This window comes from Microbacterium sp. LWH12-1.2, from assembly GCF_040675825.1.
Classification (GTDB): domain Bacteria; phylum Actinomycetota; class Actinomycetes; order Actinomycetales; family Microbacteriaceae; genus Microbacterium.
On record NZ_JBEGIJ010000001.1, the window covers coordinates 3,219,962 to 3,244,165 of the forward strand.

The 24,204-nt window shown below is 68.4% G+C and carries 23 protein-coding genes; 8 read left to right on the forward strand and 15 right to left on the reverse strand.

The window, feature by feature from the left end; genetic code table 11:
• Window positions 1-61: 61 nt before the first annotated feature.
• From MRBLWH12_RS15410 to MRBLWH12_RS15440, 7 genes are all read right to left on the reverse strand, one after another.
• Complete coding sequence (locus MRBLWH12_RS15410; protein WP_363550516.1) at window positions 62-664, reverse strand: TetR/AcrR family transcriptional regulator; 603 nt, start codon at window positions 662-664, stop codon at window positions 62-64.
• A 94-nt stretch (window positions 665-758) separates the two neighbouring features.
• The gene (locus MRBLWH12_RS15415; RefSeq protein ID WP_363550519.1) at window positions 759-1,619 is read right to left on the reverse strand and encodes an alpha/beta fold hydrolase; all 861 of its coding nucleotides are present in this window, start codon (window positions 1,617-1,619) and stop codon (window positions 759-761) included.
• Between the two features lie 55 nt (window positions 1,620-1,674).
• Window positions 1,675-2,670: an NADP-dependent oxidoreductase gene (locus tag MRBLWH12_RS15420; protein ID WP_363550522.1), complete on the reverse strand. Its 996-nt coding sequence runs from the start codon at window positions 2,668-2,670 to the stop codon at window positions 1,675-1,677.
• Window positions 2,671-2,861: 191 nt separating this feature from the next.
• On the reverse strand, window positions 2,862-3,635 hold the full coding sequence (locus MRBLWH12_RS15425) for a ribonuclease H family protein (protein WP_363550524.1): 774 nt from the start codon (window positions 3,633-3,635) through the stop codon (window positions 2,862-2,864).
• A gap of 152 nt (window positions 3,636-3,787) precedes the next feature.
• Window positions 3,788-4,015, reverse strand: a complete 228-nt coding sequence (locus MRBLWH12_RS15430; RefSeq protein ID WP_341976379.1) for a hypothetical protein — start codon at window positions 4,013-4,015, stop codon at window positions 3,788-3,790.
• 277 nt (window positions 4,016-4,292) lie between these two features.
• Window positions 4,293-5,435: a thiolase family protein gene (locus MRBLWH12_RS15435; protein ID WP_341976378.1), complete on the reverse strand. Its 1,143-nt coding sequence runs from the start codon at window positions 5,433-5,435 to the stop codon at window positions 4,293-4,295.
• 22 nt (window positions 5,436-5,457) lie between these two features.
• Window positions 5,458-6,615 carry an acyl-CoA dehydrogenase family protein gene (locus MRBLWH12_RS15440; RefSeq protein ID WP_363550527.1) on the reverse strand — a complete coding sequence of 386 codons (1,158 nt, stop codon included), beginning with the start codon at window positions 6,613-6,615 and terminating at the stop codon, window positions 5,458-5,460.
• Window positions 6,616-6,720: 105 nt separating this feature from the next.
• On the opposite strand from MRBLWH12_RS15440, the gene MRBLWH12_RS15445 reads away from it, so the two are divergent.
• On the forward strand, window positions 6,721-7,302 hold the full coding sequence (locus MRBLWH12_RS15445; RefSeq protein ID WP_363550530.1) for a TetR/AcrR family transcriptional regulator: 582 nt from the start codon (window positions 6,721-6,723) through the stop codon (window positions 7,300-7,302).
• Window positions 7,303-7,646: 344 nt separating this feature from the next.
• On the opposite strand, the gene MRBLWH12_RS15450 is transcribed toward MRBLWH12_RS15445, so the two are convergent.
• The 7 genes from MRBLWH12_RS15450 to MRBLWH12_RS15480 all read right to left on the reverse strand — a co-directional run bounded on the left by MRBLWH12_RS15450 (window position 7,647) and on the right by MRBLWH12_RS15480 (window position 14,542).
• On the reverse strand, window positions 7,647-8,441 hold the full coding sequence (locus tag MRBLWH12_RS15450; protein ID WP_363550532.1) for an HpcH/HpaI aldolase/citrate lyase family protein: 795 nt from the start codon (window positions 8,439-8,441) through the stop codon (window positions 7,647-7,649).
• Entirely contained in the window at window positions 8,441-8,947 is a 507-nt protein-coding gene (locus tag MRBLWH12_RS15455; RefSeq protein ID WP_363550533.1) for a MaoC family dehydratase, read from the reverse strand. The genes MRBLWH12_RS15450 and MRBLWH12_RS15455 overlap by 1 nt, the downstream gene beginning before the upstream one ends.
• Window positions 8,944-10,980, reverse strand: a complete 2,037-nt coding sequence (locus tag MRBLWH12_RS15460; protein WP_363550534.1) for a biotin carboxylase N-terminal domain-containing protein — start codon at window positions 10,978-10,980, stop codon at window positions 8,944-8,946. The genes MRBLWH12_RS15455 and MRBLWH12_RS15460 overlap by 4 nt, the downstream gene beginning before the upstream one ends.
• Window positions 10,981-10,985: 5 nt before the next feature.
• Window positions 10,986-12,545, reverse strand: coding sequence for a carboxyl transferase domain-containing protein (locus MRBLWH12_RS15465; protein WP_363550536.1), 1,560 nt, complete (start codon window positions 12,543-12,545; stop codon window positions 10,986-10,988).
• A gap of 109 nt (window positions 12,546-12,654) precedes the next feature.
• On the reverse strand, window positions 12,655-12,981 hold the full coding sequence (locus tag MRBLWH12_RS15470; RefSeq protein WP_341976371.1) for a hypothetical protein: 327 nt from the start codon (window positions 12,979-12,981) through the stop codon (window positions 12,655-12,657).
• 51 nt (window positions 12,982-13,032) lie between these two features.
• Window positions 13,033-13,467: a protealysin inhibitor emfourin gene (locus tag MRBLWH12_RS15475; RefSeq protein ID WP_363550537.1), complete on the reverse strand. Its 435-nt coding sequence runs from the start codon at window positions 13,465-13,467 to the stop codon at window positions 13,033-13,035.
• Window positions 13,442-14,542 (reverse strand): M4 family metallopeptidase, encoded by a 1,101-nt coding sequence (locus tag MRBLWH12_RS15480; RefSeq protein ID WP_363550539.1) that lies wholly within the window; start codon window positions 14,540-14,542, stop codon window positions 13,442-13,444. The genes MRBLWH12_RS15475 and MRBLWH12_RS15480 overlap by 26 nt, the downstream gene beginning before the upstream one ends.
• A 132-nt stretch (window positions 14,543-14,674) precedes the next feature.
• On the opposite strand from MRBLWH12_RS15480, the gene MRBLWH12_RS15485 reads away from it, so the two are divergent.
• Entirely contained in the window at window positions 14,675-15,889 is a 1,215-nt protein-coding gene (locus MRBLWH12_RS15485; RefSeq protein ID WP_363550541.1) for a hypothetical protein, read from the forward strand.
• 40 nt (window positions 15,890-15,929) lie between these two features.
• Window positions 15,930-17,147 carry a hypothetical protein gene (locus MRBLWH12_RS15490; RefSeq protein ID WP_363550542.1) on the forward strand — a complete coding sequence of 406 codons (1,218 nt, stop codon included), beginning with the start codon at window positions 15,930-15,932 and terminating at the stop codon, window positions 17,145-17,147.
• 73 nt (window positions 17,148-17,220) lie between these two features.
• Here MRBLWH12_RS15490 and MRBLWH12_RS15495 read toward each other — a convergent pair whose 3' ends face one another.
• Entirely contained in the window at window positions 17,221-17,694 is a 474-nt protein-coding gene (locus tag MRBLWH12_RS15495) for a hypothetical protein (RefSeq protein WP_363550544.1), read from the reverse strand.
• A 47-nt stretch (window positions 17,695-17,741) separates the two neighbouring features.
• Here MRBLWH12_RS15495 and MRBLWH12_RS15500 point away from each other — a divergent pair, with 47 nt between their 5' ends.
• From MRBLWH12_RS15500 to MRBLWH12_RS15520, 5 genes are all read left to right on the forward strand, one after another.
• Entirely contained in the window at window positions 17,742-17,903 is a 162-nt protein-coding gene (locus MRBLWH12_RS15500; RefSeq protein WP_363550546.1) for a hypothetical protein, read from the forward strand.
• Between the two features lie 191 nt (window positions 17,904-18,094).
• Window positions 18,095-19,306, forward strand: coding sequence for an MFS transporter (locus MRBLWH12_RS15505; RefSeq protein WP_363550547.1), 1,212 nt, complete (start codon window positions 18,095-18,097; stop codon window positions 19,304-19,306).
• A 185-nt stretch (window positions 19,307-19,491) separates the two neighbouring features.
• Window positions 19,492-20,664, forward strand: coding sequence for an ROK family transcriptional regulator (locus MRBLWH12_RS15510; protein WP_341976353.1), 1,173 nt, complete (start codon window positions 19,492-19,494; stop codon window positions 20,662-20,664).
• Between the two features lie 81 nt (window positions 20,665-20,745).
• On the forward strand, window positions 20,746-22,233 hold the full coding sequence (locus tag MRBLWH12_RS15515; RefSeq protein ID WP_363550549.1) for a M81 family metallopeptidase: 1,488 nt from the start codon (window positions 20,746-20,748) through the stop codon (window positions 22,231-22,233).
• 154 nt (window positions 22,234-22,387) lie between these two features.
• A complete protein-coding gene (locus tag MRBLWH12_RS15520) occupies window positions 22,388-24,199 on the forward strand; it encodes a peptide ABC transporter substrate-binding protein (protein ID WP_341976351.1) in 1,812 nt (603 codons plus the stop codon).
• Window positions 24,200-24,204 lie beyond the last annotated feature (5 nt).

Below are 24,204 nucleotides of genomic sequence, written 5' to 3' on the forward strand. Positions count from 1 at the left end.
TCGGCCGGATTTCTGCGTCCGCCAGATTCTTGAGGTTGTGAACCGCGAGGGCGGATGCCTGTCAGCCCGGCAGGATCTCGCGGATCTGCACCGCGATCTCTTCGACGATTTCAGCGACCGAACGCTCGGCGTTGACGGTCGCAGCCATGCTGACGAACATGATCGCCGAGACGACATGAGCGAGCGTGCGAGCCGCTTCGGGGATCACTCGTCCGTCACGCACGATGACCTCGGCGAGGAGCTCCTCGGTCTGATTCGTGAGGTCGAGCGCCTGGCTGTGGTGCGGTTCCTCCGGATCGCCGAAGACCATCTCGCGGAGGTACGTGCGCCCATTGTCGATCTGCTTGCGGTTGCACTCGACGACCGGACGGATGACGGCCAGGGCGCCGTCATGCACGGTCTGCGTGGCCGCGGCATCGGTGCGACCCTGCTCGAGCGCCGCGGCGTACATCGAGTTCTGCACGAGCAGCAGGAGCTCGCCCTTCGTCTTCGCGTAGAGGAAGAGCGTTCCGGTGCCGATGTCGGCGCGGTCGGCGATCTCCTGCGTCGTGACATCGTCGACCCCGCGGTCTGCGAAGAGTTCGCTCGCCGCCGCGGTGATGCGCTCGAGCTTGTCGAGCTTGTTGCGCTCGCGCCGACCCAGTGCGGGGGTGTCGACAGTCATTGGTGTCCTCGAGAACGATATCGATAGCGTCTGACGATTCTCCCACGGCGGTCGAGCGGGCCGAACTCGGCTCTCGCGTCGTGGGATGCGCGAGTCATCGGGTGAGGAACTCGACTGCCGTCGGCGCGAACTGCTCGTGGTACTGGAAGATGCCGCCGTGGCCGGAATTCGGGTAGATGACGAGTTCGGAACCGGCGATGCGCCGGTGCAGATCCTCGGACAGCACCGAGGGGACCATCCGGTCGTTGTCGCCGTTGGCGATGAGCGTCGGCTGCGTGATCCGCGACAGATCGGAGGGACCCGAGCGACCGAAACGCTGGATCGCCTTGAGCTGAGTCTGGAATGCCTTCGTGCCGATCGCCGCATCCCGATCCACCGTGCGCTCGGAGAGACGCCGGATGAACGCCTTGCCGGCACGCTTGCCCAGGGCATCGCGGTTGAAGAAGAGGAACTCCTTCGGGTCCGAGCGGGTCAGCGTCGCCCGGACGATATCCCCGTACGTTGTGCGGACGACCTTGTCCATGTCCTTGCCACCCCGAGGGCCGGTGCCGGTCAGGATCAGCCTTCGCACGAGATTCGGATGCTTGATGACGAGATCCTGAGCGATCATGCCGCCCATCGAGAACGAGAACACGTCGATCGTGTCGTGGCCCAGCGCCGTGATGAACGCGTAGGCGTCGTCGGCTGCCGCCTCCAGCGTGCTCGGCACTGTGCCGCTCGAGGCGCCGACGCCGCGCTGGTCGAAGGTGATGATGTGCCGGTGCTGGGCGATGGGGTCGATGATCCGAGGATCCCAGTTGTCGAGCGTCGCGGCGAGGTGGACGAAGAACACGACGGGGATGCCGCCCTTCGGGCCGAGCTCGCGGTAGGCGTAGGTGACGCCTCCCGCGGTGATGGTCTTGGCCGGCGCCTGGGCGTACGACGTGATGACGGGTTCGTTCGATGTGCTGTTCATGATGGTGCTCCTTGTTCGTGGGATGGTGTGGGGTGCGGGCGCTGCAGAGGCGCGATCAGGGGTTGCTGATCACGGCCTTGCCGCGGATGCCGCCGGCCGTTAAAGACTCGAGGGCCTGGACGGTCTCGTCGAAGGGGAAGACGCGTCCGACGACGGGACGGATGACGCCACCGTCGAGGAGAGCCGTGATCTCGCGCAGCTGGTCGCCGCTCGCGCGCATGAGGAGGAACTGATAGCTGACGCCGAGTCGCTTCGCCTGCTTCCGGATCCTGCTGCTCATTCCGGCGACGGCGATCCGCAGCAGCGGGTTGAGTCCGGATGCTCTGGCGAAGTCGGGTGTGGGTGGCCCGGCGATGCTGATGGCCATTCCGCCGGGGCGCACGACGCGGAGCGACTTCTCGAGGTTCTCGCCGCCGAGGCTGTCGATGACGAGGTCATAGCCGCTGAGTGCCTGCTCGAAGTCCTCATTGCGATAGTCGATGACCCGGTCGGCGCCGAGTTCCCGGACGAACGACGCGTTCGACGCGCTGGCCGTGGTCGCCACGTACGCACCCAGATGCTTCGCGAGCTGGATCGCGATGGAGCCGACGCCGCCTGCCCCGGCGTGCACGAGCACCTTCTGCTCCGCGTGCACGTCGCCGAGCTCGACCAGCGCCTGCCATGCGGTGAGTGCGACCAGGGGTAGCGAGCCGGCCTCGTCCATGGTGCTCGATGCCGGCTTGAGCGCGGCATCGTCTTCGTGGATGGCGATCCGTTCGGCGAAGCCTCCGATGCGTCCGTCGCGGGGCCTCGCATAGACCTCATCGCCGGGCGTGAACCGGCGGACGGCGGCACCCACTCGAATGACGACGCCGGCCACGTCGTGGCCGAGAGTGATCGGCAGCCGGTAGGGCAGGATCGCCGTGAACTCACCCAGGCGGATCTTCTCGTCAAGCGGGTTGAGGCCGGCGGCCTGCACCCGAACGAGGATGTCGTGCTCGCCGACAACGGGTTCCGGCACATCCGCCTCACGCAGTGGGGTCTTGTACTTCGAGAGGATGAACGCTCTCATGGCTGATGCTCCTTCGGCTCCGCGGACGCGGGTTCGATCAAGATAACGAGTGTACTCAATTATGAGTCAACTCAGTTATCTTGTCAAGAAGGGCCGCCTGCCCATCGGATGCCGTCGGCTTTCCGGGCGCGCCGAAGGGGTCGCCGACGGTGCCCGTGGTGACGAGGGTGTGCTCGGGATGAACCCGAGGCTCAGATCAGGCGGCGCAGTGCCTCTTCGAGGGAGACGCCCTGGGCGGCAGCGCGATCCTGCAGGCGGGCGTGCTCGGGGCCGGAGAGCGTGAGGTGCAACTCGATCGGATCCGCGAGGGGGGCATCGAGGCCGTCGAGGAGATCGGACATCTCCGCCCAGAGCGGTGCTGCTGCCGCAACCGATGCGGATGCGGCCGGGCGCTGCTCGGAATCCGCGCCGCGATCGGCCGAAGTCTCGGCATCCGATCGTGCGGAGGCTGCCCCGGCCGCGACGGGCGCCGATGCCGCGACCGCAGCACCCGCGCCTCCGGCGCCGACGAACCCGGGTCCGCGGCGGGGTTCCTGCTTCTGCTGGTACGCCTTCGCGGCGGCGTTCGCCCGCTCATCGGCGGCCTCGTTCAGCGGGTGCCCGGCGTGCCCCTTCACCCACTCGAAACGGATGTCGCGCCCGCGCATCGCCTCGTCGATACCCTCGATCAGCTCGCGGTTGAGCACCGGTCCGCCATCGGCCTTGCGCCATCCGCGACGCTTCCAGCCCGGCATCCACTTGGTCACCGAGTCGATCACGTAGCGGCTGTCGCACTCGATCACGAGCTTCTCGTCACTGCCGGCTGTTGCCCGCAGCAGCTCGAGGACGGCCTGCAGCTCGCCCTGATTGTTCGTGCCGTGCGGCGATCCGCCCGCCGCCCAGTTCGCGTCGTCGATGTACCAGGCCCAGCCGTTCGGGCCCGGATTGCCCAGGGCGGAGCCGTCTGCGGCGGCGGTGATCGTCATCCCTCCACCGTAACGGTGGCCGGGTGGGTGCTCCGGCGCGTCCGGGCGTGCGCTTCCCACGCAGAATCGCACCAACTTCGCAGGAATTCCTCGGATTCGTGCGAAGAAGGCGCAGAAGTCCGGCAGAGCGCAGAGCGCGCTGCGCGCTCAGCTCAGTCCTCGGGGTCCTTCGGCTCGGCATCCTCGATCACGACCGCCTCCGGCGCCGGCGGCGCGACGGGGAACACGATCGAGCTGACCGAGGCGCCGAGCCCCACGGTCAGCGGGTCGACCGACGAGGTCGAGAGCGTATCGACCTGGTCCTCGTCGCCGCGCGGCTCCGCGGGCAGGCCGGCCCACACGTTCTCTTGTTCTTCCGGTCGGTTCTGGAACAGTCCCATGAGTCCATCGTGCGCCGTCGGCGACTTTGCGGGGCCGAACTCCCGCGCCGGCACCGTGAGGGGACGCACATGGTCGCATCGTTCGCCCAGTGGTGACCATCTGCGACCCTCGTGTGGAGGGTGCGCGCCGTGAGGGGACGCACTTGGTCGCGTCGGCGGTCGAGAGGCGACCATCTGCGACCCGCGCATGGAGGAAGCGCACCGGGAGAGGACGTACTTGGTCGCATCATTCGCCGAGAGACGACCATCTGCGACCGTCGCTGCGCCGGCCGCTGACTCAGAGCAGTTCGTAGATGGTGGCGTTGGCCATGCCGCCGCCCTCGCACATCGTTTGCAGTCCGTAGCGGATGCCGTTCGCGCGCATGTGGTGCAGCAGCGTCGTGGTGAGTCGTGCGCCGGATGCTCCGAGCGGATGCCCCAGTGCGATCGCACCGCCGCGCGGATTGACCTTCGCCGGGTCCGCGCCGGTTTCCTGCAGCCAGGCGCCGAGCACGGACGCGAACGCCTCGTTCACCTCGAACGCTCCGATGTCGTCGACCGAGAGCCCGGCCCGTTGCAGCACCTTCGCGGTCGCCGCGATCGGACCGGTCAGCATCATGATCGGGTCCGATCCGACCACGGCGACGCTGTGCACCCGGGCGATCGGCGTCAGTCCCAGAGACGCGGCCTTCGCGCTCGTCATCATGAGCACGGCCGCCGCACCGTCGGAGATCTGCGAGGCGTTGCCCGCCGTCACGAGCCCGTTCTCGACGAACGGGCTCGGCAACGTCGCCAGCTTCTCGAGCGTGCTCCCGGGGCGGATGCCCTGATCCGTGACCACGTCACCGACCGGAACGATCTCCTCTGCGAAGAGTCCGCGCTGCACGGCATCCGCCGCCCGCGCATGCGACTCGACCGCGATGCTGTCGAGATCGGTGCGGCTGAGACCCCACTTCGCGGCGATCAGCTCGGCGCCGACGCCCTGGTTCCCCAGGTTCGGGTACCGCTCGTGCATGAGCGTGCCGAAGGGGTCGAGGCCGCCGGTGCTGGAGAACATCGGCGTACGGGACATCACCTCGACGCCGCCGGCGATCACGACGTCGGCGTACCCGGCGATGAGCGATGCCGCGGCATCCTGGATCGCCTGCTGTGAGGATCCGCACTGTCGGTCGACCGTCCGGCCCGGCACCGACTCCGGAAGCCCGGCCGCGAGCACGGCGTTGCGCCCGACGTTGAAGGACTGCTCGCCGACCTGCGACACGCACCCCCAGATGACGTCGTCGATCAGCGCCGGATCGATCCCGGTCTCGGCGAGGACCGCGCGGATCGGGTAGGTGGAGAGATCGACCGAATGGATGCCGGACAGGGCGCCCTTCTCGGGCTTGCCGACGCCGACCGCGGTACGTTTCGCGGCGACGATGACCGCGTCATTCGTGCTCATGGGGGCGAGCCTACTCGCCCGTTCAGAGTCCGAGGCCGCGCGCGATCAGCATCAGCTGGACCTCGGTCGTGCCCTCGCCGATCTCGAGGATCTTCGAGTCGCGGTAGTGCCGAGCGACCGGGTACTCGTTCATGAAGCCGTTGCCGCCGAAGATCTGCGTCGCGTCGCGGGAGTTGTCCATCGCGGCCTCGCTCGCGACGAGCTTCGCGATCGCCGCCTCCTGCTTGAACGGCTTGCCGGCCAGCAGCAGAGCAGCCGCCTGGTAGTAGGCACGACGGGCGACGTGGGCGCGCGCCTCCATCCGAGCGATCTTGAAGGCGATCGCCTGGTGGCTGCCGATGTTCGTGCCGAAGGCGTGGCGCTCCTTCGCATAGCGGACGCTCTCGTCGACGCATCCCTGTGCCGCCCCGACCGCGAGCGCGGCGATCGCGATGCGCCCCTCGTCGAGGATGCGCAGGAAGTTCGCGTAGCCGCGGCCGCGCTCGCCGAGGAGGTTCTCGCTCGGGATCCGCAGGTCGTCGAAGGCGAGGCCGTGCGTGTCGGAGGCGTTCCAGCCGACCTTGTCGTAGGGCGGCGCGACCGTCAGCCCCGGGGTGCCGGCGGGAACCAGGAACGTGGAGATCTCCTTGCCCTTGGCCGTCTCGCCGGTGACCGCGGTGAGTGTGATGAGAGAGGTGATGTCGGTGCCGGAGTTCGTGATGAACTGCTTGCTGCCGTTGATCACCCACTCGTCGCCGTCTTCCTTCGCGGTGGTGCGGGTGCCGCTGGCGTCGCTGCCGGCATCCGGTTCGGTCAGACCGAAGGCGCCGAGCGCCTCACCCGAGGCGAGCTGGGGGAGCCACTGCTGCTTCTGCTCCTCGGTGCCGAAGCGGTACACCGGCATCGCACCGAGCGAGACTCCGGCCTCAAGGGTGATCGCCACGCTCTGGTCGACCTTCGCGATCTCTTCGAGGGCGAGGCAGAGGGCGAAGTAGTCGCCACCCATGCCGCCGTACTCCTCGGGGAACGGCAGACCGAACAGGCCCATCTCGGCCATCCCGGCCACGACCTCGTAGGGGAACGAGTGCTCCCGGTCGTGCTTCGCCGAGACGGGAGCGACGACCTCGTTCGTGAAGTCGCGCACGGCGGCCGACAGCTGGCGGTACTCGTCGGGAAGCTCGGACTGCAGCGACTCGGACATGGGGACCCACTTTCCCTCGGGCACGCTTGGTAAACGATCGATAACTGAAATATAGGTTATCGACCGTTTACCGGAATGTCCAGGGGGCGGTAGCATCAGGACGTGATGGCAACGGCGCGAGCAACGGGCAAGGCGCGGACGCGCCGGCGGTTCCTCGACGCCGCCGCGCGGCTCTTCGCCGAGCGCGGATTCCACGCCGTCTCCATCGGTGAACTCGGAGCGGCGATCGGCGTCAGCGGACCGGCGCTCTACCGGCACTTCCCGAGCAAGGAGGCGATGCTCGAGGAGATCCTGCTCGGCATCAGCGAGTACCTCCTGCAAGGGGGCAAAGACATCGTCGAGAAGCCCCACGATTCCGACGAGGTGCTGCTGCGCGACCTGGTGGACTTCCATCTCGAATTCGCGCTCGCGCATCGCGACATCATCCGCGTGCAGGATCGCGAGCTCGGCACTCTTCCCGACGAGGCGAACCGGCGCGTGCGGATGCTGCAGCGCCAGTACCTCAACCTCTGGGTCGACGTCGTCAGCCGCATCCGCCCCGCCGTGCCGACCGCGCACCTGCAGATCGTCATGCACGCGGTCTTCGGCCTGCTCAACTCAACCTCGCACAATCCCGACAATGCCGAGTCTGACGACGTGCGTGACATCCTCGCGTCGTCGGCGCTGCGCGTGCTCGCCGCCTCCTGAGGTCTCTGGGCTCTCTCTCCTCGGGAGGGGTCGCGTACTGCCGCCTCACGCGACCAGAAGCGGCAATCTGCGTCCCCTGTTGGCTTCGGGCGGTGCCTTTCGCGCGGGGAAGGGGCACACATTGCCGCGTCGTCCGATGGGAAGCGGCAATCTGCGTCCCCTGCTGGCTTCGGGTGCGACGCGAACTTCGCAGATCTGCGCGAACTTCGCAGAGATGCGGCGGATGTCTGCGAGATTGCTGCTGTTCTGCGAGGTTCGGGCAGGCAGGCAGGCAGGCAGGCGGGCAGGCGGGCAGGCAGGCGAGCAGGCAGGCAGGCTGACGTACGCCGGGTGGAACGGCGGGACTAACGCCCGAGGATCGCGCGGGCCTGGCGCAGCACGGGCTCGTCGACCATCTTCCCCTCGAAGCGGAATACCCCGGGCTGCACGTCGGCTTCGGCGAGCACGCGCTCGGCCCATGCGGCCTCTTCCGGCGTCGCGGCGAATCCGTCGCGGATGACGGCGGCCTGCGACGGGTGGATGCAGGCCGTGGCGTCGAAGCCGCTGGCGGCGGCATCCGACACCTCGTCCTGAAGACCAGCGGTGTCCGCGATGTCGACGTGCACTGCGTCGATGGCGAGCTTCCCGGCGGCCTTCGCGGCGACGAGCACCCGTGAACGCGCGTAGCGGGCGACGTCGCGGTAGCGGCCGTCGTCGTAGCGGCTCGAGCGCCCGCCCATGCTCGCGATCAGGTCCTCCGCGCCCCACATCAGGCCGATTACGGCCGGATGCGCAGCGATCTCGCCCGCGCGCTCGACGCCGGTCGCCGTCTCGCAGAGCGCGAGCACCCGGTAGCCGCCGGCGTGCAGAGCATCGAGGTCGGTGGTGCTCTCGGTCTTGGCGAGCATCACGGTGCGGTACTCGGTGCGGGCCAGTGCCTCGAGGTCGAGCGGATGCTCGGCGGTGGTCGCCGGATTCACCCGCACGATCACACGGGCGGGATCGAGAGTGGATGCCGCCACCTGCTCCCGCGCGGCGGGCTTGTCGTCGGGCGCCACGGCGTCTTCGAGGTCGAGGATGACCGAGTCGGCCGCCGCGAGCGCCTTCTCGTACCGGTCGCCGCGGTCGCCGGGGCAGAACAGGAGAGCGGGACCGTTCATCAGGACTCCTCGGATGCCGGCTCGGCCTCGGATGCCGCGGGCAGGCACTGCATCAGCGTCGACCTGGTCGCGACGGCGACGACCGCGCCGTCCTGGTTGCGCATGGTGTGCGCGAACTGCACGATGCCCTGGGTGGGCCGCGACGACGAGCGCCGCTTCGACACGATCAGCGTCTCGGCGTACAGGGTGTCGCCGACGCGGACGGGCGCGGGGAACGATACGTCGCTGAAGCCGAGGTTCGCGACGATCGTGCCCATGGTCAGCTGCGACACCGAGAGCCCGACCAGGGTCGACAGGGTGAACATGCTGTTCACCACGCGCTCGCCGAACTCGGTGCCGGCGCTCCAGGCGGCATCCAGATGCAGCGCCTGCGTGTTCATCGTGAGCGTCGTGAAGAGGACATTGTCGGCCTCGGTGACCGTGCGACCGGGGCGGTGCAGGTACACCGATCCCTCTTCGAACTCCTCGAAGTAGAGTCCGCGCTGCTCGATGCGCTGGCCACTCATCGCTGCTCCTTCTCGTCACTGTCGTCGGCGTCACCGTCGTCGGCGGAAGCCGCGGGGGTGATGACGGCGAGTGTCTGCCCTCGCGACACGGTATCGCCCTGAGCGGCGCGCAACGACACGGTGCCGGAGACGCCGGCGCGCAGCACATGCTCCATCTTCATGGCCTCGACGACGATCACCGGATCGCCCTCCTCGACGTGCGCGCCGTTCTCGACTGACACCAGCACGACGGTGCCCGGCATCGGTGAATCGAGCTGGGGGACGCTCGCCGCATCGTCGCCGGCGCCGTGTGCGAGGCGCTCGACGGCGACGTCGAAGACCGCGCCGCCGTGTGCGACGGCGACCCGACCGGTCGATGTCATCGCCGAGATCGTGCGCGCCTCGCCGGCGATGTCGATCGTGTACCGGTGGTCGCCGCGCGGGCGGACGGATGCCGCGACAGGGGCGGCGTCCTCCGCAGGCTCGTCGCCGACCTGCTCGACCCGCACCGAGAGTCCGGTACCCGATCCGGACACGAAGGCCACGCGACGGTGCACGCCGGAGTGCAGCGCATAGCGCCGCGGCGCCGCATCCCCGAGACGCCAGCCGTCATGCCGTCGCCATGGGTCACCGCCGACCGGTGCCGCAGAGTCGAGCAGCAATGCCGCCTCGGCGAAGACCCGGTCGTCGGCCTCGGCGAACGCGATGTCGTCGAGCCGTCGGGCGATCAGGCCGGTGTCGAGATCGCCGGCGACCACCTCGGGCAGCTCGAGCAGCAGGCGCATGAACTCCACGTTCACCGGGAACCCGAAGACGGCCGTCTCGTCGAGTGCGCGCACCAGGCGGCGCCGGGCCTCATCGCGGGTCGCGCCCCAGGCGATGACCTTGGCCAGCATCGGGTCGTAGTCGATCGAGACGTCGAGTCCGGTGTCGATGGCGGTGTCCACCCTGATGCCGGGCCCGGCCGGATGCGAGACCAGGTCGACGTGACCGCCGGTGGGCAGGAAGCCCGCCGTCGGGTCCTCGGCGTAGACGCGTGCCTCGATGCTGTGGCCGTTCAGCACGACATCGTCCTGGGCGATGGCCAGGACCTCGCCCGCCGCGATACGCAGCTGCTGCTCGACGAGATCGATGCCGCTGATCTGCTCGGTGACCGGATGCTCCACCTGCAGCCGGGTGTTCATCTCCATGAAGAAGAACTCGTCCGGCCGAGTCGCCTCGACGATGAACTCGACTGTGCCGGCGCCCTCGTAGGCGACACTGCGGGCGGTCTCGCACGCGGCGAGACCGATCGCGGCGCGGGTCGTCTCGTCGAGCAGCGGCGACGGCGCCTCTTCGATGACCTTCTGATGGCGTCGCTGCAACGAGCACTCGCGCTCGCCGAGGTGGATCACATTGCCGTGCCGGTCGGCGAGCACCTGCACCTCGATGTGCCGGGGTGTCGTGAGGTAGCGCTCCAGGAACAGCGAGTCATCGCCGAAGCTGGCCTGTGCCTCACGGCGCGCGGCGGCGATCGCCGCCGCCAGTTCGCCGGCTTCGGAGACGACGTGCATGCCCTTGCCGCCGCCGCCGGCCGAAGGCTTGATGAGCAGCGGGTAGCCGATGCCCGGCGCCGCGTCGATGAGGTCGGCGTCCGCCAACCCGACGCGCGCGATGCCGGGGACTGTCGGCACATCGCGGGCGGAGACCGTGTTCTTCGCGGTGATCTTGTCGCCCATCGTGCGGATCGCCTCGGGCGTCGGCCCGATGAAGACGATGCCGGCATCGGCGCACGACTGCGCGAACTCGGCGTTCTCGGCGAGGAAACCGTAGCCCGGATGGATCGCCTGCGCCCCGGTCTCGCGGGCGGCGGCGATCACGGCGTCGATGCTCAGGTAGCTCTGCGCCGCAGGCGCCGGACCGATCCGGATGGCGACGTCGGCCAGCGCGACATGGCGAGCGCCGGCATCCGCATCGCTGTAGACGGCGACCGAACGGATGCCGAGACGGCGCAGCGTCGCGATGATGCGGCAGGCGATCTCGCCGCGATTGGCGATGAGGACGGTATCGAACACTTCACTCACATCCTGAAGACGCCGTAGCCCGGCTGGTCGAAGGGGGCCCGCATGATGACGTCGAGCGCGAGGCCGAGCACGTCTCTGGTCTGGTCCGGCTCGATGATGCCGTCATCCCACAGGCGAGCGGTGGAGTAGTATGGGCTGCCCTGCGTGTCGTAGGCGGCGCGGATCGGAGCCTGGAAGTCAGCCTCGTCCTCGGCCGACCAGGTGCCGCCGGCGGCTTCGATCTGGTCGCGACGGACGGTCGAGAGCACGGATGCCGCCTGCGGTCCGCCCATCACCGAGACGCGCGCGCCTGGCCAGAGCCAGAGGAAGCGCGGCGAGTAGGCGCGGCCGCACATCGAGTACGTGCCGGCACCGAAGGATCCGCCCACGACGACGGTGAGCTTCGGCACGGTGGCGCAGGCGACGGCGTTGACCATCTTGGCGCCGTGCTTGGCGATGCCGCCGGCCTCGTACTCGCGGCCGACCATGAAGCCGGTGATGTTCTGCAGGAACACCAGCGGGGTGCGGCGCTGGTCGCAAAGCTGGATGAAGTGCGCACCCTTCTCGGCCGATTCGCCGAAGAGCACGCCGTTGTTCGCGATGATGCCGACCCGGTGCCCGTGGATCCGCGCGAACGCGGTGATCAGGGTCGTGCCGTATTCGCGCTTGAACTCGGCGAACTCGCCGCCGTCGACGACCGCGCGGATGATCTCGCGGGCGTCGTAGGGCACGGTCAGCTCGACCGGGACCACATCGAGCAGGTCGACGGATGCCGGTGCAGCGACCTCTTCTTCGGGGGCAACGACGTAGGCGGGCGACGGCGGGAGCGTCGCAACGATGTCGCGGACGATCTGCAGCGCATGGGCGTCGTTCTCGGCGAGGTGATCGGCGACGCCGGAGACGCGGGTGTGCACCTCGCCTCCGCCGAGTTCTTCCGCCGTAACGACCTCACCGGTCGCGGCCTTCACCAGGGGCGGTCCGCCGAGGAAGATCGTGCCCTGGCCGCGGACGATCACCGTCTCGTCGCTCATCGCGGGGACGTAGGCGCCGCCGGCGGTGCTCGAGCCGAGGACCGCCGCGATCTGCGGGATGCCGTCGCGCGACATCCGCGCCTGGTTGTAGAAGATGCGCCCGAAGTGATCGCGGTCGGGGAAGACCTCGTCCTGCATCGGCAGGAAGGCGCCGCCGGAATCGACCAGGTAGACGCAGGGGAGCCGGTTCTCGGCGGCGATCTCCTGCGCGCGCAGGTGCTTCTTGACCGTGATCGGGTAGTAGGTGCCGCCCTTCACCGTGGCGTCGTTGGCGACGACCATCACGTGCCGGCCGTGGATCAGTCCGACGCCGGCGACCACGCCGCCGGATGGGCAGTCGCCACCGTAGAGGTCGTAGCCGGCGAGCGGGGCGACTTCGAGGAAGGGGCTGCCGACGTCGAGGAGCTGGTCGACGCGGTCGCGCGCGAGCAGTTTGCCGCGGGCGACATGCTTCTCGCGGGACTTCGCGGGCCCGCCGAGGCGGGCCGTGGCCGTCCGTTCGCGGAGCTCGTCGACGAGCTCACGGTAGGCAGACGCGTTCGGCACGGTGACCCTCCATCGGCAATGATCGGACGGAATTTAGATTACTGATCATTAACCGAAATGTCTACGTGCGCGGATGAGCACCGCAGTGCCGGGGTCGGCGACGGTGTCGTCAGACCCGGCGGAAGGTGAAGTAGCCCGCCACGGCGCCGTGGTTGACGACACCCGTTCCGGTGCTCAGCATCCGGGCCGAGGTCGTGGCTCCTGCTTCGACGAAGGTGTATCCGGTGTGCTCGAGACGCCAGCCGATCCCCTCGACCTGGCTGAGGAAGTAGCCGATGCTCTCGTTGCTCGCGAGGGCGTTCTCGGCGGAGCCCCACGATGACGCCTCGCCGGTGAGGCGGCTGACCTCGACCTGCAGGTGGAGGAGCAGATCGCCTCGGGTGCGGGCGTCTGTCGCATGCTGGAGGAGGCGGGTGGCTTCGTCGGCGGTGAGCATTCGATCTCTCTTTCCTGGTCCGTCACGGATTCCAGGAACAGCGTAGGCCGCTCAGCCCTTCGCCTTGCGCACCGCATCGACGAGCTCGCGCCACGGGCCGGAGAGCTCCGAATCCGGGACGTCCTGCTCCCTGCGCTCCGACGGCGTCCTGGCGCGGATGCTCCAGACGAATCGATCGGCGCCGGGCTGGTCGTTCGAGGTCTGATCCCAGGGGCACTGGTCGATGAGCGCGATCCACTGGGGGGCCTCGGCGGGCTCGGCTTCGACCTGCCAGCGACGAGAGATGCCCGCGATGCCGCCCATGCGCACGACCGCGATGACGACCGTGCCGCCCTGGCCGGACGGCTTCCGACCGCGCGCCGGTCCCAGGTCGTCCGGTTCGCGCTCCGCAGTCGGCTCGCGCTCCGCAGTCGGCTCGCGCTCCGCAGTCGGCTCGCGCTCCGCAGTCGGCTCGCGCTCCTCACCGAGTGGAGGGGACTCGCTCATCCTCATAGACTCCCACGGCGCGCCACGCGCGTCGAGCGGCATCCGCGGTCTTCGCACGCCCAGCGGGATCGCTGCTGTGCGCAGAATCGAGCGCGGAGGCGGCGGCGACCGTGGCGTCGGCGAACTCCGTGAAGGTGGCGGTGCTCGACAACCCTCCGGTCAGCGCGCGGTACCAGACGGTTCCGGCCCGCTCCCAGGCGTTGCCGCCGAGGTCGCGCGCGAACAGGGCGAAGGCGCGATTCGGGATGCCGGAGTTGATGTGCACGCCGCCGTTGTCTTCCGTGGTCTGCACGAAGTCGCTCATATGCGCCGGCTGCGGATCCTTGCCCAGCTCATCGTCGTCGTAGGCGGTGCCCGGCTCGAGCATGGAACGCAGTGCCTTGCCCTCGACGGCGTCGGTGAAGATCTCGGCGCCGATCAGCCATGTCGCCGCATCAGCCGTCTGGTCGAGGAGGAACTGCTCGGTCAGGGCGCCGAGGACGTCGGCGATCGACTCGTTCAGAGCGCCGGGCTGGCCCTGGTACTCGAGGTTCGCGGTGTGCTGGATGACGCCGTGCGCCAGCTCGTGCCCGATGACCGTGATCGAACCGGTGAACCCGCGGAACACCTCGCCGTCGCCGTCGCCGAAGACCATGCGCTCGCCGTCCCAGAACGCGTTGTCGTAGTCGACGCCGTAGTGCACCGTGGCGTCGAGCGGGGCTCCGGCGTCGTTGAGCGAGTTGCGGCCGAAGGCTGACAGCAACAGCTCGAAGGTCGCACCGAGGCCATCGAACGCCTCGTTCACCGAGGTGTCGGCCACCGGCGGATCGTCTTCGTTGCGCACCACGGCGCCCGGAAGCTGCTGCGTGTTGCCGGCATCGCTGATCGTGCGGTTCGGGGCGTCGGAGAGCTGTGCGACGAGGTCGCCGTTCTCGTCGATCGACAGGTCGATGCGTGCCCGGAAAGGAGGGCGCCCGCTGGTCAGCGTCTGTCGCGCCGCAGCGGCGGCGCGGGGGAATCGGCCGGATTCGGCGAGACGCGCGAGCAGGTAGGACGGGACGACCCCGTGACGTTCTGCAGATGCTGAGCTGCTCATGCTCCGACCCTACGCCGGGCCTCCGACTTCGCCGCTCGGTCATCCGCGAGTCGTCGGGTCGGCGGTCGAAAGCGACGACGCCACCCTCACCGAATTGATATTGATAACCCTTCTCAATAAGGTGGGCATTCTATGCATCGCATCGCTCACCGCCGCCTCGTTCTCCTGCCCGCCGCGCTCCTCACGGCGTTCGCCGTCTCGGCGTGTGCGCCGTCTGCTGCACCGACGCCCGACGCCGCGCCGCGCACCAGTGACATCGAAGGGGTCGGCGAGATCGCAGAGCCGGCACGTGCCCTGGTCGTCGGCGACGAGAACGGCGAACTGACTCTCATCGACCTGGCGACTCAGGACCGTTCGGTGCTCGCGAAGGCTCGAGCAGGCGTCGCGAGCGTCCAGGGCGATGGGCGCTTCATCGCCGTCACCCGCCAGGACGGCGCGCGCACTGCCGTCGACGTCGTCGACACCGGTCGCTGGACCATGCCTCACGGAGACCACTCGCACTCGTTCCAGACCGAGGCGCGCACCCTCGGGGCGATCGACGGTGCCGGCGCGGTCACCGTCGGCGTGGGTGACCGTCGTATCGCGTTGTTCGGCGAAGACGGAGACCTCGTCGATCTCACCCACGACGACCTCGACGGTGATCTCGTCGACCCGCCGCGCAGCGCTGCCCCGCTCGCACCCGCTGGCCCGGTTCTTCCCTTCGCCGGACATCTGCTCGTGGCATCCGATTCCGCCGCGATCGAGGTCGTCGACGACTCCGGGGCCCTCCAGCCGGATCGGGGGATGCCGTGCCCGGGAGTGACGGATGCCGACACCACCCGTGTGGGCGCGGTCTTCGCCTGCACCACCGGCGCCGTGCTCTTCACTCGCGAGACCGGGGGCGAGGTCGTCGCTGAAGCCATCCCGTATCCCGAGGGGGCGACTCCGGTCGCCGAGCTGTCCGGCCGCCCCGATCGGCCCGATCTCGCCGGCGTCGCCGGTACGCAGGGCGCCTGGCTCCTGGACGTGCGGCAGCGCACCTGGACGCTGCTTCCCTCGGACGAACCTCTGGTGCGCGCCGTGGCCATCGGCGACGACGCCGATCGGACGGTCGTGGTCGACGCCGGCGGACGCGTACGCGTGCTCGCCGCCGACGGCGCCGTGCTCGCCCGCACCGAACCGCTGGTCGCCGCATCCGTCAGCGACCCCGCCCTTCGCGAACGCGTGCGATTGATCGTCGACGCCGACCACGCCTACCTCACCGACCCCGCGGCGGGAGCGGTCCATGAGATCGATCATCGCGACGGCGCGGTCGTCACCCGGACCTTCGCCGACCTGCAGCCCTGGTTCCTCCAGCAGGTCGGCTGAGACGCCGCGCCCCCACACCACAGAAGAAAGAGAGAACACCATGTTCCGACCTGCCCGCACCCGCTTCGCGGCCGGGGCCCTCGCGGCCTTCGCCGTCGTCGCGCTCGCCGGATGCGCGACTCCGGCGCCATCGGCATCCGGATCCGGCGATCCCGACGCCTCCGCCGAGCACCAGCACGAAGGCGACACCCGCGTCGCGGTCTCCTATGACGGCGGCATCCTCGTGCTCGACGGCGAGACCCTCGAAACCGTCGGCGGCGTGGAACGCGATGGATTCCTTCGCGTCAACAGCGCCGGCGACCACGACGGACACGTCTTCGTCACGGCGGAGGACGGTTTCCATGTGCTCGGCACCGGCCTCGCCTCCGGAGGGGTGGAGTTCACCGGAGAGGTGTTCGATGCCATCGCGGCCGGCCACGTCGTTCCGCACGCCGGGCGCACGGCGCTCTTCGACGACGGCACCGGCGAGGTGCGCATCTTCGACACCGACGACATCGGCAGCGGTACGCTGCCCGAGGCCGACACGCTCTCCTCGGAGTCCGCTCACCACGGGGTCGCGATCGAGTTGTCCGACGGCTCCGTGCTCTCGACGATCGGGACGCCCGACACCCGCAGCGGTGTGCGCCACCTCGCCGCTGACGGCTCCGAGCTCGCCCGCAACGAGCAGTGCCCGTCCGTGCACGGCGAAGGTGCGCTGAAGGGTGAGGTCATCATGTTCGGCTGCGAGGACGGCGTGCTGCTCTTCGCCGACGGCGCCTTCACGAAGCTCGACGCGCCCGATGAGTTCGGCCGCACCGGCAACGCCTACGTCACCGAGACGAGCTCCATCGCGGTCGGCGACTACAAGTCCGATCCCGACCAGGAGGGGTACCTGCTCTCCGAACTCGCCATCGTCGACACGAAGGCGAACGCGCTGTCCGTCGTCGAACTGCCGGACGGCGTCGAGTACACCTGGCGTGGTGTCGGCCGCGACGGCCATGACAACATCGTCGTGCTGGGCGCGGACGGTTCGCTGTACCTGCTCGACGAAGCCGGCGCGGTTCAGGATTCGTGGAGCGTCATCGAGCCCTGGGAGAGCCCGGGGGAGTGGCAGCAGCCGCACCCCGGCCTGCGCGTGGTCGGCGACATCGCGTACGTGACCGAGCCGGCGGCGAAGAAGATCCACGCGATCGACCTGCACACCGGTGAGTCGGTGGCCACGGCCGATCTGGACGTCGTGCCGAACGAGTTCGTCGTGGTCGGCGGTGCCGGTCACTGAGGTCGACGCTGAATCGAGAGGGCGGGCGCCGGGGAACCGGGCCCGCCCTTTTGTGTGCTCGAGTGAACCGTCGTCAGTCCCGCTCGATGCTCACGACGATGGTCCGGATCACGCCGCCATCGGCCGGCGCCTCGTAGCGCACCGGCATCCCCGGGTGGGCGATCGAGAACCAGAACGTCTCCGGCTCAGTGTCCGGCGCATCGCGCGTGACGTAGCGCAGGCACTCCACTCGTCCGATCGGCAGCTCCAGGGTCTCGGTCGACAGGGTGGTGCGCTCGGCAGGGAAAGCAGCGTGGCCCTGGAGCTCGACCCAGGTGACCCGCCCGGAGGCGACGTCATCCGGTGTTTCGCTGTTCCAGCGGTCGAGCGTCGCGCCCTCGGCATCCGTCTCCCGAAACCGGTTCACCCGCTCGAAAGACGATCCGTCCGGCAGTTCGACACGCAGTCTGATCGTCTTTCCCGCGCCGGTGGCGTCGCGGATCGCGGCGGCGGTGAAGGGAGTAGGAAGCAGGCCGGGGCCGATCAGGTGCGGGTCGGATGCGCTCATGGAGACATTCTGCGCCAGCGTCGGTGGGTGAGCCAACGAGGCACCTCTTGACAACCTCTGCGTTTTGTAAAGTGGCGCTCGTCGTCCACGGCGGCGGTCCGCACGAGTACTTCAATCCGCGCACCGGCCAGAAGGCCGACCGTGCGACCACCGCCTTCGGCTGGTCGGCCGCACTGTTCATCGACCTCGCGGTGGGGCTGTCGCGGTAGCCCTCCTCCCGCGTTCACGGAGCGCAAAGGGCTCGATCTTGGTCTGGAATCGAACCCTTTGCGCTCTGTGAACGGGGCGGATGCCGAGACGGATGCCGGGGCAGAGTCTGGGGTGCCTATATATAGCAGGACGATTTACTAAAACGGGCCCTCGGGTCCCAGGCCTCTGCTTAGATGATCGGGTGCAGAAGATGGATGAGACCCGGAGCGCGGGTGTCGGGGCGTTGCTGTGGTTGGCCGTGGCGACCTTCTCGATGGGGATCGACGGGTATGTGCTCGCCGGGCTCCTGCCGCAGATCGCCGACGACTTCGAGGTCACCGAGGCGGCCGCCGGGCAGCTCATGACGGTGTTCGCGTTCACCGGTGCCGTCGCCGGACCTCTGCTCGGCGCGCTGACCGGGCGCTGGGAGCGCAAGGCCACCATCATCGGTTCGCTGGCCGTGTTCGTCGTCGGCAACCTCATCGTCGCCCTCGCGCCTTCCTACGCGTGGGCGATGACCGGTCGCGTGATCTCCGCCCTGGGCGGCGGGCTGCTGAACGCCGTGATCGCCGCCTACGTGATCGCGAAGGCGCGGCCCGAGCGCCGCGGGCGCGCGTTGTCGCTCGTCATGGGCGGATGGCTGGCGGCCACCGCACTGGGTGTGCCGATCGGGCTCGTGGTCGGCCAGCAGGACTGGCGCGTTCCATTGTTCATGGTCGTGGGTGCCGGAACCGCAGCACTCGTCGGGATCATCCTGAGAGTGCCGCGCCTGCACCTTCCGCCGCTGAAGCTGCGGGAATCCCTTCGGCCGTTGACGCAGGGGAACATTCTCTTCGCCCTGCTGATCCCGGCCGGCCTCATGTGCGCGAGCTACTTCTGCTTCACCTACGCGACGCTGATCTTCGTCCCCCGGGTGGGAGACGGATTCGGGATGATCGCCGTGATGTTCGGGTACGGGATCGTGAGCCTGGCCGGCAACATCATCTCGGGGCACCTCACCGACCGCATCTCGCCGACCCGCGTGATCACCCTGATCATCGGCTCGCTCATCGTCGCGGCGCTCCTGGGCGCGGCCGGACTCCTCCTTCCCGGTGTGCTCGGAGCGACCGCCGCGGTGCTGTGGTTCGTCGCCTGCGCGTTCTTCAACGGCGGATCCGGGGTGCCGCTGCAGGCGCGTCTGGGCGCGATGGCGCCCGAATCGGCGGCGTTCGTGCTCGCGCTCAACGGCAGTGCGATGTCGATGGGCAGCGCGTTGGGCAGTGCCCTCGGCGGTCTGGCGCTGACCGTCGGAGTCGCCGCCGACCGGCTGCCGCTGCTGTCTGCCGGAATCGTCGCGCTGACCCTGGTGCTGCACCTGATCAGCGTCCGGTCCGTGGCGCGGGCCGACGCTCGTGAGGTCAGTCCGCTCGGCGCGTCGGTCTGAGTCTCCCTTCGCTCGTTCCGGTCGCAGTTCGTGCGGGTGTGGGGCCGGCCGGGCGACGTCACGTGCGACCGGAGCGGGGCGCGGCGGATGCGGTGGGGATGCGCGGGTGGGCCGGATCCGTGACATTACTCCAGTCTTATGAGTATCTTTGTTTGATCAACGGAACAAGATGATTCGAGGACACCGTGACCCCGGCGACACAGACCCTGCATTCCGAGGGCGAGCTCTTTCGGCTGGTGCGCACCGGCCGTGCCCAATCCCGCGCTGATCTGGCGCGCCTGACCGGACTGTCGGCGTCGACGGTCGCGCTCCGGGTCGAGGAGCTCATCTCCCACGGCTTCATCGAGGAGAACGGCCAGGGCGAATCCCGGGGAGGGCGTCGTCCGCGCGTGCTGGCGGTGAAGGGCGGCGGCAGTGTCGTCGCCGGCGTCGACCTCGGTGAGCGCCACGCGACGATCGCACTCCTCGACCGCCGGGCGGACATCGTCGCATCCACCGTCGTGCAGGTCTCGCTGTTCGACGGTGTCGAGAGCGTCGTCAGCCAGGTCTGGGAGTTCGCGCAGCAGTTGGCGGCTGAGCACGATGGCCTGCGCATCGAGGGGATCGCGATGAGCCTGCCAGGGCCGGTGGATTCGCGCACCTCGCGGCTGCTCGCGCCCACCCGGATGCCGGGTTGGAACGGCGTCGACGTGGGCGAGGTCCTCGGATCCGTCACCGGTCTGCCGTACCTCATCGACAACGACGCCAACGCCATGGCCGTCGGCGAGTACATCGAGCGCGGCGGCGACGAGAAGCAGCTGGTCTTCGTCAAAGCCGGCAGCGGAATCGGCTGCGGGATCATTCTCGATGGCGCGGTGTACCGGGGGTTCCGCGGGGTCGCCGGCGACATCAGCCACGTGGCGTTGCACAACGCCCCACCGATCATCTGCTCCTGCGGTCGGGTGGGCTGCCTCGACGTGGTCGCGAGCGGGGCGGCGATCGTCGATGCGCTGAAGGAAGCGGGCGTGTCGGTGGAGACGCTCGACGACGTCCTCGCCCTCGCGCAGGATGCGCACCCCAAGGCCACGTCGCTGCTGCGAGAGGCCGGTGCGCGAACGGGTGAGGTGCTCGCCACCATCATCAACTTCTTCAACCCGCAGGCGTTGGCGCTCGGCGGGCGCCTCGCCACGGCCGACGCCTTCGTCGCGGGAGTCCGGCAGGCGCTGTTCACGCTCTGCCTGCCGATGTCGACCGATTCGCTCGAGATCGGCGTGAGCCGAGCCGGTGCGCTTGCCGGCGCGCGTGGCGTCGGCTGGGAGCTGCTGGAGCGGATGCTCGACCCGGCGCGCATCGATGAGGAACTGCGCACACCGGCATAAAGTGCGGCAATCGATCTAAGTTTTCGCGGATTCGGATCAAGTATTGCGTTTGGCTTCGAGTGGAGCCCTAAACTCGTAGGCATGACGGAAACCCCCTCGCGCCCCCGCATCGCGATCGCCGGCATGGCGATCGAGTCCAGCACCTTCTCGCCGCATCGAGCCGGCGAACGGGACTTCCAGCGCGTCGAGGGCGACGATCTGGTGAATCGCTACGACGCCCTGCGCGACGGCGAGCTCACGGACCGTGCCGATTGGCTGCCCGTCTACTACGCGCGATCGATTCCCGGCGGCGCCGTGCTCCGCGAGGTCTACGACAGCATCAAGGCGCGGATCTGCGACGGTCTTGCCGACCTCGTCGCCGACGGTGCGACGCTCGACGGACTGTTCTTCGACATCCACGGCGCGATGAGCGTCGTCGGGATGGATGACGCCGAGGGCGACCTCATCAGCGCCATCCGCGCGGTGATCGGACCCGACGTCGTCGTCTCCGCATCGATGGACCTGCACGGCAATGTCTCGCGGACTCTCGTCGAGAACGTCGACATCATCACCTGCTACCGCCTCGCCCCGCACGAGGACACCTGGGAGACCCGCGACCGCGCGATCCGCAACCTCGTGCACGCCCTGGAGGACGGCGTCACTCGGCACCGCGCCTGGGTGCGTGTGCCGATCCTTCTTCCCGGCGAGAAGACCAGCACCCGCGTCGAGCCGGCCAAGAGCCTGTACGCCCGCATCCCGGAGATCGAGGCGCGTCCCGGCATCACGGATGCCGCGATCTGGATCGGCTACGCCTGGGCGGACGAGCCGCGCTGCCACGCCACCGTGGTGGTCACCGGCGACGACGAGACGGCGACCGCGAGTGCTGCCGAGGAACTCGGGCGGGCGTTCTGGGATGTGCGCGACGACTTCGAGTTCGTCGGCCCTCCGGGAACCCTCGATGAGGGAGTCGCCGCGGGTCTGGCGGCATCCGACACCCCGTACTTCATCAGCGACTCGGGCGACAACCCCGGCGCCGGTGGCACCGGCGACGTCACCTGGACGCTCGCGCAGCTGCTGCAGAAGCCAGAGCTCACCTCCGACGATGCGCCGGTGACGCTCTGCGCATCCGTGTTCGACAAGGGCGCCATCGACGTCCTGCGCGCTCATGCGATCGGGGATCGGGTCTCGGTCGAGGTCGGCGCGCGCATCGACAGCGGGCCGCATGGTCCCGTGGTCGTCGACGGGATCCTGCACAGTCTGCAGGAGGGGGATGTGGATGCCGGTGGCATCGCCGTGATCCGGGTGGGCGGCCTCCACGTGATCGTGACGGAGTTCCGCAAGGCCTACCACGACGTCTCGGATTTCACGTCGATCGGACTCGACCCGGCATCCGCGCAGATCGTGGTGACGAAGATCGGCTACCTCGAGCCAGAGCTCTACGCCATCATGCGCGGCTGGACGCTGGCGCTCACCCCCGGTGGCGTCGATCAGGATCTGGATCGACTCGGTCATCACCGGATCGAGCGCCCGATGCACCCCTTCGATGCTTTCGCGGAGTCTCCGGACCTGAAGGCCGAGATCGTTCGCTGAGCGAAGCCGTCGAGTTTCTTCGATTGCGAACTAAGTAAGTTACTCAAACGTAACAAGGCTGACCATTTTCCCGTACTTACTTCGGGCATGATGCAAAGTACGTCACATTTCGGACGAACGTCTCCCCGGTGAGGCGTTGAACAAGGAGGTTTCTATGCGAACTCAGTCGCTGCGTCGCCGGTTGCTCGCCCCGCTGGGCGCGCTTGCCGTCGCGACCCTCGCCCTGACCGCCTGTCAGGCGGGCACGCAGGGCGGCAACGGAGCAGAGTCCGAGAAGGACTCGGTCAGCTTCGCGCTCCAGGTGGGCACCGGACCGAACTGGATCCTGCCGATCTCGTCGCCGGACAAGATGGCCACGCACAACAGCGCCATCAAGGCGACGATGTGGCCGCGCCTGTTCGAATACAACGGCGTCGACGGAGAGATGGGCTGGGACGAGCTCGCCTCCGCCGCGAAGTCCTACGAATTCTCCGAGGACCAGAAGACGATCACCATCACGCTCAACGACCTCGACTGGTCCGATGGCGAGCCCGTCACCTCTCGTGACGTGGAGTTCTGGTACAACCTCGTGCGCTTCAACGGCGAGCGGACCGGCGGGTATTCGGCCGGTCTCATGCCCGACAACATCGTCGCGTTCACGACCATCGACGAGAAGACCTTCTCGCTGACGATGGACAAGGTCTACAACGAGGAGTTCCTCCTCGGCAACCAGCTCAGCCTCATCTACCCGATGCCGCAGCACGTCTGGGACAAGACGAGCGCCGACGGCGAGATCGGTGACCACGACCGCGACGCCGCCGGTTCGACGCAGGTGCTCGACTACCTCTTCTCCGAGGCCGAGGACATGAAGACCTACGCCACCAATGAGCTGTGGAAGACCGTCGCCGGCCCCTACACGGTGAAGAGCTGGTCGGACTCCGGCCTCGTCGAGCTCACCGCGAACAAGAAGTACACGGGTGAAGACAAGCCCAGCATCGAGAACGTGGAGTTCCTGCCGTTCACCTCGGCAGACGCCGAGATGAACGTCGTGCGCTCCGGCGATGTCGACTACGGCTACGTCACCAGCTCGCAGCTGACGAACGAGAAGCAGTTCACTGACCTGGGTTACAGCATCGAGCCGTGGGCCGGTTGGTCGATCACGTACATGCCGTACAACTTCGCCAACCCGACCAAGGGCGCCTTCTACAAGCAGCTCTACGTGCGTCAGGCGCTGCAGCAGGCCATCGACCAGGAGACCATCTCCGAGGTCGTGTGGCACGGTGCGGCCACCCCCGACTACGGCCCCATCCCGCAGACGGCGGACTCCATCGGTCTGTCCGACGTGCAGAAGAACAACCCGTACCCCTTCGATGTGAAGGCGGCCGCGAAGCTCTTCACGGACAACGGCTGGAAGAAGAACTCCGAAGGCACGCTCGAGTGCGTGGATGCCGGAGCCGGCGCCGGACAGTGCGGCGAGGGCATCGCTGCCGGTGAGAAGGCGGAGATCGTCGTCACCACCCAGAGCGGCTCGCAGGAGACCGACAACATGATGGCGGAGATCCAGTCCTCGCTCGGCAAGGTCGGCGTCAAGATGACGATCGACTCGAAGCCGCTGGACAGCGTTCTCACCCAGGCCCAGGAGTGCAAGACCGGCACCACCTGCACGTGGGAGCTCGTCTTCTTCGGCACGGCAGGCAGCTGGTACTTCCCGCCCTACGCCACCGGTGAGCGCGTCTTCGCGAAGGACACCAAGTGGAACGCGGGACAGTACGACAACGCCGAGGCCGAGGAGCTCGTCCAGGCGATGGCGTTCTCGACCGACCCGGAGATCGCCAAGAAGTACTCGGAGTTCCTCGCCACCGACCTTCCGGTCATGTGGATGCCGAACCCGGTCTACCAGGTCTCGGTCGTCCGTGACGGACTCGACATCGCCCACCAGGACCCGGGTGCGTCGTTCCTGCCGCAGCGCTGGTCCTGGACCAAGTAACAGGT

Bases quoted from the DNA above. Each gene is read 5' to 3' on its own strand.
- MRBLWH12_RS15520 (WP_341976351.1), top strand. From the start codon at position 22,388: ATGCGAACTCAGTCGCTGCGTCGCCGGTTGCTCGCCCCGCTGGGCGCG.
- MRBLWH12_RS15435 (WP_341976378.1), bottom strand. From the start codon at position 5,435: ATGAGCACGAATGACGCGGTCATCGTCGCCGCGAAACGTACCGCGGTC.
- MRBLWH12_RS15475 (WP_363550537.1), bottom strand. From the start codon at position 13,467: ATGAGCGAGTCCCCTCCACTCGGTGAGGAGCGCGAGCCGACTGCGGAG.
- MRBLWH12_RS15490 (WP_363550542.1), top strand. From the start codon at position 15,930: ATGTTCCGACCTGCCCGCACCCGCTTCGCGGCCGGGGCCCTCGCGGCC.
- MRBLWH12_RS15495 (WP_363550544.1), bottom strand. From the start codon at position 17,694: ATGAGCGCATCCGACCCGCACCTGATCGGCCCCGGCCTGCTTCCTACT.
- MRBLWH12_RS15450 (WP_363550532.1), bottom strand. From the start codon at position 8,441: ATGAACGGTCCCGCTCTCCTGTTCTGCCCCGGCGACCGCGGCGACCGG.
- MRBLWH12_RS15425 (WP_363550524.1), bottom strand. From the start codon at position 3,635: ATGACGATCACCGCCGCCGCAGACGGCTCCGCCCTGGGCAATCCGGGC.
- MRBLWH12_RS15430 (WP_341976379.1), bottom strand. From the start codon at position 4,015: ATGGGACTGTTCCAGAACCGACCGGAAGAACAAGAGAACGTGTGGGCC.
- MRBLWH12_RS15440 (WP_363550527.1), bottom strand. From the start codon at position 6,615: ATGTCCGAGTCGCTGCAGTCCGAGCTTCCCGACGAGTACCGCCAGCTG.
- MRBLWH12_RS15470 (WP_341976371.1), bottom strand. From the start codon at position 12,981: ATGCTCACCGCCGACGAAGCCACCCGCCTCCTCCAGCATGCGACAGAC.
- MRBLWH12_RS15445 (WP_363550530.1), top strand. From the start codon at position 6,721: ATGGCAACGGCGCGAGCAACGGGCAAGGCGCGGACGCGCCGGCGGTTC.
- MRBLWH12_RS15480 (WP_363550539.1), bottom strand. From the start codon at position 14,542: ATGAGCAGCTCAGCATCTGCAGAACGTCACGGGGTCGTCCCGTCCTAC.
- MRBLWH12_RS15415 (WP_363550519.1), bottom strand. From the start codon at position 1,619: ATGAACAGCACATCGAACGAACCCGTCATCACGTCGTACGCCCAGGCG.
- MRBLWH12_RS15420 (WP_363550522.1), bottom strand. From the start codon at position 2,670: ATGAGAGCGTTCATCCTCTCGAAGTACAAGACCCCACTGCGTGAGGCG.
- MRBLWH12_RS15485 (WP_363550541.1), top strand. From the start codon at position 14,675: ATGCATCGCATCGCTCACCGCCGCCTCGTTCTCCTGCCCGCCGCGCTC.
- MRBLWH12_RS15515 (WP_363550549.1), top strand. From the start codon at position 20,746: ATGACGGAAACCCCCTCGCGCCCCCGCATCGCGATCGCCGGCATGGCG.
- MRBLWH12_RS15505 (WP_363550547.1), top strand. From the start codon at position 18,095: ATGGATGAGACCCGGAGCGCGGGTGTCGGGGCGTTGCTGTGGTTGGCC.
- MRBLWH12_RS15410 (WP_363550516.1), bottom strand. From the start codon at position 664: ATGACTGTCGACACCCCCGCACTGGGTCGGCGCGAGCGCAACAAGCTC.
- MRBLWH12_RS15455 (WP_363550533.1), bottom strand. From the start codon at position 8,947: ATGAGTGGCCAGCGCATCGAGCAGCGCGGACTCTACTTCGAGGAGTTC.